At 41.6% G+C, this 10224-nt stretch carries 9 protein-coding genes; 1 reads left to right on the plus strand and 8 read right to left on the minus strand.

Translation table 11 applies throughout. The annotated features are described in order from the left end of the window. Positions 1 to 445: 445 nt before the first annotated feature. Complete coding sequence (locus tag QZ106_RS07710) at positions 446 to 931, minus strand: single-stranded DNA-binding protein (protein ID WP_111295599.1); 486 nt, start codon at positions 929 to 931, stop codon at positions 446 to 448. A 169-nt stretch (positions 932 to 1100) separates the two neighbouring features. Between QZ106_RS07710 and uvrA the strand changes: the two genes are divergently transcribed. Beyond that, positions 1101 to 3932 (plus strand): excinuclease ABC subunit UvrA, encoded by a 2832-nt coding sequence (uvrA, locus tag QZ106_RS07715; RefSeq protein WP_295976163.1) that lies wholly within the window; start codon positions 1101 to 1103, stop codon positions 3930 to 3932. A 748-nt stretch (positions 3933 to 4680) separates the two neighbouring features. Here uvrA and QZ106_RS07720 read toward each other — a convergent pair. The 7 genes from QZ106_RS07720 to QZ106_RS07750 form a co-directional block, all read right to left on the minus strand. Next, entirely contained in the window at positions 4681 to 5049 is a 369-nt protein-coding gene (locus QZ106_RS07720) for a hypothetical protein (protein ID WP_295976165.1), read from the minus strand. Positions 5050 to 5070: 21 nt separating this feature from the next. Next, positions 5071 to 5922, minus strand: a complete 852-nt coding sequence (locus tag QZ106_RS07725; protein ID WP_295976166.1) for an RHS repeat domain-containing protein — start codon at positions 5920 to 5922, stop codon at positions 5071 to 5073. A 174-nt stretch (positions 5923 to 6096) separates the two neighbouring features. Further along, positions 6097 to 6621, minus strand: coding sequence for a pentapeptide repeat-containing protein (locus QZ106_RS07730; protein WP_295976167.1), 525 nt, complete (start codon positions 6619 to 6621; stop codon positions 6097 to 6099). Further along, complete coding sequence (locus QZ106_RS07735; RefSeq protein WP_295976169.1) at positions 6621 to 7358, minus strand: RHS repeat domain-containing protein; 738 nt, start codon at positions 7356 to 7358, stop codon at positions 6621 to 6623. Before QZ106_RS07735 ends, QZ106_RS07730 begins: the two co-directional genes overlap by 1 nt. A gap of 4 nt (positions 7359 to 7362) precedes the next feature. Then, entirely contained in the window at positions 7363 to 8022 is a 660-nt protein-coding gene (gene tssI / locus QZ106_RS07740; protein ID WP_295976170.1) for a type VI secretion system tip protein TssI/VgrG, read from the minus strand. 95 nt (positions 8023 to 8117) lie between these two features. Next, positions 8118 to 9239 carry a tetratricopeptide repeat protein gene (locus tag QZ106_RS07745; RefSeq protein WP_295976171.1) on the minus strand — a complete coding sequence of 374 codons (1122 nt, stop codon included), beginning with the start codon at positions 9237 to 9239 and terminating at the stop codon, positions 8118 to 8120. Positions 9240 to 9256: 17 nt separating this feature from the next. Beyond that, on the minus strand, positions 9257 to 9922 hold the full coding sequence (locus tag QZ106_RS07750; RefSeq protein WP_295976172.1) for an RHS repeat-associated core domain-containing protein: 666 nt from the start codon (positions 9920 to 9922) through the stop codon (positions 9257 to 9259). Between the last annotated feature and the right edge of the window lie 302 nt (positions 9923 to 10224).

Below are 10224 nucleotides of genomic sequence, written 5' to 3' on the forward strand. Positions count from 1 at the left end.
AAAGATAATTTTGATTAAAATATAATCTTAAATTATGCCTAACCATAAAAACTCTCAATTTTCTAAAATAGCGACAATCCCTTATAACATTGTTTATTTGTCCACCCCAACCAAAATTATTAGGAGATTTCCCTAATGGTTTGATTTATTTAATCAACAATGAAACATTTTTTTAAATCCTAAAAATCCACCATAGCCACCTTGGGCGTACTCTCGCTTATTGTGGTGATTTTGTTTTTTAACTGTTCGTGGTATTCGTGCTTTCCAAACCTTGCCGATAGATTCCTATCATGATATGCGGTTTCCGATGGTAAATATTACGGTGACACAAACGGGGGCGTCGGCAGATGAATTGCTGTAATAAATGTAAAAAAGAGAGCCATTGTCATTAAAGAGCTCTCTACACGTATATATATTTTATTTGCAGTTATTCTGTATATGGAATTCAGAACGGAATATCATCATCAAAATTATCCATTGGCGCTTCGGCTGCCGGTTTGCTTGCCGGAGTGGCACGTGGTGCAGTTGGCGCGCTTGGTGCTTGGCTTGAGTAGCTTGGCTGTGCTGCCGGCGCATAGCCCCCGGATTGACGATCAGAGCGGCTGTCTAACATTTGTAAAACGTCGCCTTGAATTTCTGTGGTGTAGCGATCTTGGCCGTTTTGATCTTGCCATTTGCGGGTTCTTAAACGCCCTTCGACATAAACTTTAGAGCCTTTGCGTAGGTATTCGCCCGCCACTTCCGCCTGACGACGATAGAACACAATGCGGTGCCATTCGGTCACTTCACGACGTTCGCCGGTGTTTTTATCATTCCAGCTTTCACTGGTGGCAACGGTAATGTTGGCAACCGCTTCGCCGTTCGGCATGGTACGCATTTCAGGATCGTTACCTAAGTTACCCACAATAATGACTTTATTTACTCCAGCCATAATATCCTCTTTTTTATTCAATTTTGCTGTAAAAAAATTTGCTCTATTCTGCCTGAAAATTCGGAATAAATCCACGCCTTCAACAAAATTAACTGGATATTTGCACAGTTATTTAGGAATATGCGATAATTGTCGCAAATTTACACTTCTTTCATTTATAAAATCTATTATGGATACCATCGACATTCGTGGGGCGAGAACCCACAATCTGAAAAATATTAACTTAACCATTCCACGCGACAAACTCATTGTTATTACCGGCTTATCCGGCTCGGGAAAATCTTCTTTGGCTTTTGACACTCTGTATGCCGAAGGACAACGCCGTTATGTGGAATCCTTATCCGCCTATGCGCGTCAATTTTTGTCATTAATGGAAAAACCCGATGTAGATCATATTGAAGGGCTTTCACCGGCTATTTCTATTGAGCAAAAATCTACCTCACACAACCCGCGTTCAACGGTGGGTACCATTACCGAAATTCACGATTACCTGCGTTTGTTGTTTGCCCGCGTGGGTGAGCCGCGCTGTCCTCATCACAATGTGCCACTCACGGCACAAACCATCAGCCAAATGGTGGATAAAGTGCTTTCTCTGCCTGAAGAAAGCAAAATGATGTTGTTGGCGCCGGTGGTAAAAGAGCGCAAAGGTGAGCACGTTAAATTATTGCAACAAATTGCTGCGCAAGGCTACATTCGTGCCCGTATCGATGGTGAGATTTGTGATTTATCCGATCCGCCGAAACTGGAATTACAGAAAAAACATACCATTGAAGTGGTGGTGGATCGCTTTAAAGTGCGGTCGGATTTAGCCACAAGATTGGCGGAATCCTTTGAAACCACGCTCGAGCTTTCCGGCGGCACGGCGGTCGTCGCGTATATGGACGATCCGAAGGCAGAAGAACTGGTGTTCTCTGCTAACTTTGCCTGTCCGCACTGTGGCTATTCCGTACCAGAACTGGAACCTCGTCTCTTCTCCTTTAATAACCCCGCCGGTGCGTGTCCGACTTGTGACGGTTTGGGCGTACAACAATATTTCGATGAAAAACGCGTGGTGCAAAATCCGAGTATCTCCCTTGCCAATGGCGCCATTAAAGGCTGGGATCGTCGCAATTTCTATTATTACCAAATGCTCACGTCCTTGGCGAAACACTACCATTTCGATATTGAAACGCCTTTTGAAGAACTGCCGAAAAAAATCCAACAGATTATTTTGCACGGTTCCGGCAAGGAAGAAATCGAATTCCAATACATGAACGATCGTGGCGATGTCGTGTTGCGTCACCATGTCTTTGAAGGCATTTTGAACAACATGGCGCGCCGTTATAAAGAAACGGAATCCATGTCAGTGCGCGAAGAACTGGCAAAACACATTAGCAATCGCCCTTGTGCCGATTGTGGCGGTTCGCGTCTGCGCCCAGAGGCACGTAACGTTTATATTGAGCAAACCAATCTGCCTGATGTCTCAGAGAAAAGCATCGGGGAAGCCTTGAGCTTTTTTGGAGCGTTACAACTGAGCGGTCAAAAAGCGCAAATCGCCGAGAAGATTCTGAAAGAAATCAAAGAGCGGTTACAATTTTTGGTGAATGTGGGTTTGAATTATCTTTCCCTTTCCCGCTCCGCCGAAACCCTTTCAGGCGGTGAAGCGCAACGCATTCGTCTTGCAAGCCAAATCGGCGCAGGCTTGGTCGGCGTGATGTATGTGTTGGATGAACCGTCTATTGGGTTACATCAACGGGATAACGAACGCTTGCTCAACACCTTGATTCACTTACGAAATCTCGGCAACACTGTGATTGTGGTGGAACACGATGAAGATGCGATTTTAAGCGCCGACCACATTATCGATATTGGCCCGGGCGCGGGTGTGCATGGTGGCAATGTTATTGCCGAAGGCACAGCGCAACAAATCATGCAAAATCCAAACTCGCTTACAGGTAAATTCTTATCCGGCGCGGAAAAAATCGAAATACCGAAAAAACGCACCGCACTTGATAAGAAAAAAACACTCAAGTTATTCGGCGCATCAGGCAACAACCTGAAAAACGTCAACTTAGAGATTCCGGTGGGCTTGTTCACCTGTATCACCGGCGTGTCCGGTTCAGGCAAATCCACGTTGATAAACGACACCTTGTTCCCGATTGCCCAAAATGCGTTAAACCGTGCGGAAAATGCGGAAGCAGCGCCGTATAAATCTATCGAAGGTTTGGAATTTTTCGACAAAGTCATCGATATTGACCAAAGCCCGATTGGTCGTACTCCGCGCTCTAACCCGGCAACCTACACCGGCGTGTTCACCCCGATTCGTGAGCTGTTCGCCGGCGTACCGGAGGCCCGAGCACGCGGCTACAACCCGGGACGTTTCAGTTTTAACGTACGCGGTGGACGTTGCGAAGCCTGTCAGGGCGACGGCGTAATCAAAGTGGAAATGCACTTCCTGCCGGATGTGTACGTGCCTTGCGACCAATGTAAGGGTAAACGCTACAACCGCGAAACCTTGGAAATTCGCTACAAAGGCAAAACCATTCATCAAGTATTGGATATGACTGTGGAAGAAGCACGCGAATTTTTCGATGCAGTTCCGATGATTGCGCGCAAACTGCAAACCCTCATAGACGTGGGCTTGTCTTACATCCGCTTGGGTCAATCTTCCACTACCCTCTCCGGTGGTGAAGCGCAACGGGTAAAATTGGCGACGGAACTCTCCAAACGGGATACTGGCAAAACGCTATATATTTTGGACGAACCTACAACCGGGCTACACTTTGCCGACATCAAACAGTTGCTTTCCGTGTTGCACCGCCTGCGCGATCAAGGCAATACTATCGTGGTCATTGAGCACAATTTAGACGTGATTAAAACCGCCGACTGGATTGTGGATCTCGGCCCGGAAGGTGGTAGTGGCGGTGGGCAAATTATCGCCACCGGTACGCCGGAGCAGGTGGCTAAAGTCGAAGGTTCGCATACCGCGCGATTCCTGAAAGGAATTTTGGCGAAAGGTTAAAAACGTTTTATTTTTCTACCGCACTTTTGCGCACGTTGTCTGGATGATTTTACCTTATTCGTGCAACAAGTTGCACGCTACATTGTCTGGGTAATTTTGTCTTGTTCATGCAGCACGTTACACGCTACGTTGATTTAATCACATTTTTGATTCCCGTAGCGTGCATCTTGATGCACGAAATACCTTTCCGCTCATTTTGGTGAATGGATAAAAACGCCCCAACGATGACCACACGTTTAAACACGTCGTTTGGTTAGTTCCATTTTTTTCGTGCAACAAGTTGCACGCTACGGTCTACTATTCAAAACTTAAACGGGATAAACCTTAAGTTCAATCCGAAATAGTTATCCTATTCCATTTCACTTGCCCGGTTATTCAGATACAGTTCAAAGTGCGGTCGGTTTTTCAAACATTTTTTAAATGATAACAACCATATCCGATATAGCCGTTAAATAATATCTATTTTTTTCAAAATGTTATAAGCACATATTGAGAGATGGCTCGAGAAAAGCTAATGTTCACAACGACAATTTAAAAAGTCATTAACGTCAGGAGTTGTTAGGTGTAAAATAAATTCAATATCTATGTTCTTATCATCTCTCATGATTTGAACAAGTCCCATAGAATTAAATAAGACTATCATCCCTTTATCTCAAGGAGATGAATTTTTTCCAATAAATAAGATCTCTAAGCATTATATTTTTATGGGTAGCATATTTCATTAAACACCTTATTAAAAATAAACTAATTAAATAATCTTTCTTACTTCCTTTCCTAATTCATCTCTAACAATCTCAATGTCATTAGAAAAAATTTCAATACTACCTACATTATCAATTAATGTTATTTTCCATTTTTTATGATTTTTATATTGCTCCAGCATAACTATTGACGATATGTAAATACTATCTGCTTCATAGGAAGAGGGGGATAAATTTTTTTCTCCAACATCTAGGAAGACTTGAAAACTGCTAACATCAATAAACTGCAATGTGTAGCTCACTAAATTATCTTCAAGTTTTTCAACTTCGAATATAAGATTTTGATTTTTTAATACATTACTTGCATTAAAATCAAATTTTATACTCATAATTTTTGCATCAATTAAAAAATTCATTTAATTTCCCTCTTATAAAATTTAAGGTATTGGAGCTGGCCCACAACCACCAAAAGCGTGTTTTATAGTAAAACATGTACAATCCGGATAAGGTCTTTGATTATTTACCGAATAATGCCAGTGGACTTTTGATCCCGTGCTACCTAAACAGTCTCCATGATCATGAGTAGTATGAGTCTGAAAATCAAACTTAACTCCAGCAGGAGGATTACAAGGCGGGCATTTTGTTTTATTATACTTCACTGTACCATCTGCTTCAGCCTGAGCCTCAACCTTATCCTCTTCCTCCGCTGCCTCCATTGCCCCCACGCCGATAAGAATACCAGTTATGGCTGTCCCGACATAGGCTAATCCTTCTAAAAGCCAAGGCACCGCAAGTGCTGGTGCAAATAAGCCCAATGGGTCAACTTGATTCTGCACCGCCCCCTCAAACCGATACAAATTCATCCCCCCCATCAACCCAATCGGGTCTTGCGTAATAAACCGCCCGAGTGCGGGTTCATAATAACGCAAAAAGTTGTAATGCAAACCGGTTTCTTGTTCGAAGTCCTGGTTCTGCAGGCGGAACGGTTGGTGCGTGCTCCGTTGGGCGTGGCGGTTGCTGTCGTGAATAAGCTGTCCCCACGCGTCATAACGCCCTTTCCAAATGAGTTTGCCTTGGCTGTCTGTCATTTCTCTAGGCACGCCGATTTGGTCGCAGTGGAAGTAGTTGACGGTATGTTGTGCGTTTTCACGCTCTTTATAACACTGTGCCAGCGGTTCATAGATATCGGGATGGGGGTAAATGTAAGTGAAAGTGCGGTCGGTTTTGTGGTTAATTTCTTGCACAAGGTAACTGCCGTCCCAGATAAATTGCGTTTTCGTCTCAGACAAAAACTCACCGTTTTTCGAACACACTTTTCCTATCATTCTATCTAGTACATCGTATTAATAATACCTCTCTTCGGTCTTTTAATCCGTGTGTCCGGTTAGACATAAGTATCAGGAGGCGTACGCTATCCAAGTTATATAAATTTAATACAATTTTAAGTTTCACTTAAGACATTATTATCTCAATGGGAAAAAAGAGTCACTAATTAATTCTCCATTCCATTTCGCATTATAGAAAGAAGCTTTAAAACATTGCGAATATTCTTTACCGTTCACTGTATAATATTGTGTTTCTTCGAAAATATTATCCAAAAAGATACAATCATTTAATTCTGCAAAAGAAAAATCAGCCCCGTACAAACTACATTTCTCAAACACACATCTATCAAAACAAGAGCTTTCAAACCACCCATGATACATTTTAGAATTTATAAATTGACAATCTATAAACTTACTTTTTCCCGCAAGAACAGTTATAAGTGAACAATTTTTAAATACACAATTCGTAAAGACATTGTTAGATAGGAAAGCTCCTCGTAAAGAGCAATTCGAAAATTTTATATTGATCAGATGTTGATGAGAAAAATCCACGCGATGAAAATTAACTCTATTTAACAATAAATCATCTACGAATTGATATTCTTTAATTTTATAAATTAAATCTTCCTTTGCTTTAGGTAAATTGCTTTCATCTATTGCCATCAATAATTCCCCCAATCTGATACATCCGGTATAATATCACTGAATAAGTATCTAGGTTTAGATGGTGAAGATGCCCAAGGTTGTATTGGCAGCAACTGCTCACACAATAACCCCGCAACCATCCTGTGGTTTCCTTCAACGATCAGCATACCGTCCATATATACTGGAGGTGCAATACTGCCAGCCTCAATCATTGCTGTATATCGAGCCATAGCAGGAACTGAAACACTTCTTTGATTTGTCTGATAAGAGGTATTTGCTACTACCTTTTTAATATTTTCAACTGTAGCTTCCTGACATTTTTTCCTTTTTTCACAATTAGTTGTTGGAGTAGCAGATTCACTTATTGATGATGGCATAGAGATATCGTCATCATTTGCTGTAATTATTGTGGCTGCTGTAGCACCTCCAAACATTAGTAGTAATAATTCATAAGCACCAATCGCTACAGGATTCCAACCTAATGGATCTATATATTTCTGAGCATTATCCGCAAACCGATAAAGATTCATTCCCCCGGCCAACCCTATCGGGTCTTGTTGGGTAAAGCGCCCGATATGCGGGTCGTAGTAGCGGAAGAAGTTGTAATGCAAACCCGTTTCTTGGTCGAAGTACTGGTTCTGCAGGTGGAACGGTTGGTGCGTGGTCCGTTGGGCGTGGCGGTTGCTGTTGTGAATAAGTTGTTCCCACGCGTCATAACGCCCTTTCCAGAGGAGTTTGCCTTGGCTATCGGTCATTTCTCTAGGCACGCCGATTTGGTCGCAGTAACTGCCATAGGGTATTAAACTGCGCATTAGGATGTTGTTGCAACTGTAACAACCCACCGGCCATTAAGCACGGACTATTGCTCTTGCCCCGCCCGCTATGGGCATCACTGCGTAGACTGTCTAAACGATATTGCGTGTACTGCTTACCCCGCCCGTCTTTAAAGCGTCCCGGGAAATCATAATGCTCATAAGTAGCCCGTTGAGCCTCCACATCTTTGGCCTCGGCATGAAACATCGTCTCCCACAACGGTTTCTTAAACGTATAGTCCTTTAACACCGCATGCGAAACCCGCATCCGCTCATTATGGGCAAAGGCATTGACCGTGTCTTCCTGTAATTGGGCATTGTGGTTCAAGCTATAAGGCAATATCTCATTATTTAAAGACTCGGCATCATCACTTAAAACTAACACGCTGTTTTCATCAAAATAATAGAAAATGCCTTCCTCGGCGGTTAATCGATTAAAGAAATTCAAATCGGTTTCGCGGTATTGTACGCAAAACTCCCGGGCCGGGTGGCTATCACGCAGGACAAAGCGATAGTCCATCACTTTGTTATCAGAGAGTAGGGTGGTGAGAATGCTTTGTATGTCTTTTTGTTGGAAGAGGCGAGAATGATGTTTAATGGCTGACATAGCACGTATTATTAGTAAAAGTGCGGTCGTTTTTTAGAGTGTTTTTACGTAGAAAATGAATCGGAAACTGACCGCACTTAATATTAGCCTTATTACTATTTAGTTGGGACAAATCTATTTTCTTCTGCTTTCTTAAACCAATATTGACTCTTTTCTAAGTCTCTTGGAATATCTTTAGTGCCTTTACTATAAATTTGGGAAAGTGCATACATTGATACGATGACATTATTTTCATTTGCTGCCTTTAGAAACCATTTTAAAGCTTCTTTCTGATCTTTTTGAACAAATCGTCCATTAAAAAGCCAAGTTGCTAAATTATTTTGAGCCAATCCATGATCCATCTTAGCCGCTTTTAAGTACAATTCATAAGCTTTTTTATCGTCACGTTGAAGGATTTTATCTCCCTCTGAGTACAATGTTCCCATGATAAAGAAAGCTTGAGGTTGATTTTGCTCCATAGATTTATTTAGCCAATATAGTGCTTTTTCTTTATTTATCGGGGTACCTATTCCCTCTGCATAATGTACTCCTAAATTTGCCTCGGCTAAGGAATTATCTAAATCGGCACCTTTTTGGCTCCATAAAAAAGCTTCTTCCGGACGATTTAAGAATTTATAAAACGCCCCTAAATTTGCCATCGCTAATGAGTCACCTTGTTTTGCAGCCTCGTGAGTTAATGTTAGTGCTTTATCAATATCTCTTGGAACACCTAAGCCATAAAAATAAGCATAACCTAAACTGGTTTTAGCTCCATACCAGTCATCCATTTCTAAAGCTTTCTGGTAATAACTAATTCCCTTTTCTAAATTACGGGAAACACCAAATCCTTTTTGGTAATAACGTCCCAAATTATTTAAGGCAACAACAGAACCTTTTTTAGCTGCACGCTCGGATAGTTCAAAGGCTTTTTCCGGATTTTTATCTACAACGATGCCATTTTCATAAAAAAAACTTAATTCAGCTTCTGCGGCAGCCCAACCGTTTTGGGATGCGAGATTAATCCAATAAAATGATTTTTTAAGATCTTTATCGACATTAACTCCATCTCGATATCGAAGCCCTAAAATAAATTGACTCTGTACATTCCCATCTTTAGCACAAATTTCAAGAATGGCTATTTCTACTGCATTATCATTGTTGGTACATGGTATGTTGTCTGGATTACTAACTGCTAACTTGCTGAAGAGTAATACTAAGCAGATTAATAAATGTTTCATAATTATCTCCATAAGTTTTATATGCATTTTGTTATTTGCATACATTGTTTTACACTTGCTCCATATTTGGAACCTGCTCCTATACCGCCACCAAAAGATTTACCTCCTGTTGTAGGATCTACACATGCAGATATTGAGCCCCCTATACCGCCAGTAGCAGTTGCAGATGCACAATTTGAATATGAAATTCCAGATTTCATTGATGAATCGGAATATATAGCCTGTACACCCACTTTTGAGCCACCGTCAACTCCTATACCTTGGCACATTGTGATGTAACCACAAAAATCAGGAGTCCATTTTCCTTTGGTTTTAGAAAAAGCGATTCCTGAAGAAAAATCAACGGATTGAGCAGCTGCTACATCAGCTGATACTTCTGTAGATAGAGAAAAATTAGAGTCTAAATATGCATCTGATACAGGTTTTTCAATCGCTTGTTTAGCCGCCTCTTTCACTATGTCATCAGCTTGTGATTTCATCGCCATTCCCTTTAACACATCCGAAGTTCCAAACGGACAAGTTGCCGCAAGTCCCATTGGGTCAATGATGGTTTGTGTATTTAGGGCGAATTGATAGGGATTACTTCCTCCCAATAATCCAATCGGATCCAACTGCGTAAACTGCTCGATATGCGGGTCGTAGTAGCGGAAGAAGTTGTAGTGCAAGCCCGTTTCTTCATCAATATATTGATTCTATAATCCAAATGATTGATGGGCGTTTAGTGGGAGTTTATAGGTGCAACCGAGCACACGCCCCCGGGTATCATAATGCCCAGCCCAAATCACTTTGCCTTAGCTATCTGCCTAGCGAGTCGTAATCACATATCTACCACAATGACTCGCGTTTCTTAATGCGCTTTGGGTATCGGATCAGGCCGGGAAAGTTGCGCTATCGTGGGGTTAGCTATTTTTTAAAAATTTTTTCATTGTCATTTTTGATATTAATAGGAATATATTTAAAAATATAAAACCTAAAAGAATATAGT

It is taken from the genome of uncultured Aggregatibacter sp. (assembly GCF_901873365.1).
Classification (GTDB): domain Bacteria; phylum Pseudomonadota; class Gammaproteobacteria; order Enterobacterales; family Pasteurellaceae; genus Aggregatibacter.

Coding starts and splice junctions, on each gene's coding strand:
- QZ106_RS07710 (WP_111295599.1), bottom strand. CDS start 931: ATGGCTGGAGTAAATAAAGTCATTATTGTGGGTAACTTAGGTAACGAT.
- uvrA (WP_295976163.1), top strand. CDS start 1,101: ATGGATACCATCGACATTCGTGGGGCGAGAACCCACAATCTGAAAAAT.
- QZ106_RS07720 (WP_295976165.1), bottom strand. CDS start 5,049: ATGAATTTTTTAATTGATGCAAAAATTATGAGTATAAAATTTGATTTT.
- QZ106_RS07730 (WP_295976167.1), bottom strand. CDS start 6,621: ATGGCAATAGATGAAAGCAATTTACCTAAAGCAAAGGAAGATTTAATT.
- QZ106_RS07735 (WP_295976169.1), bottom strand. CDS start 7,358: ATGACCGATAGCCAAGGCAAACTCCTCTGGAAAGGGCGTTATGACGCG.
- tssI (WP_295976170.1), bottom strand. CDS start 8,022: ATGTCAGCCATTAAACATCATTCTCGCCTCTTCCAACAAAAAGACATA.
- QZ106_RS07745 (WP_295976171.1), bottom strand. CDS start 9,239: ATGAAACATTTATTAATCTGCTTAGTATTACTCTTCAGCAAGTTAGCA.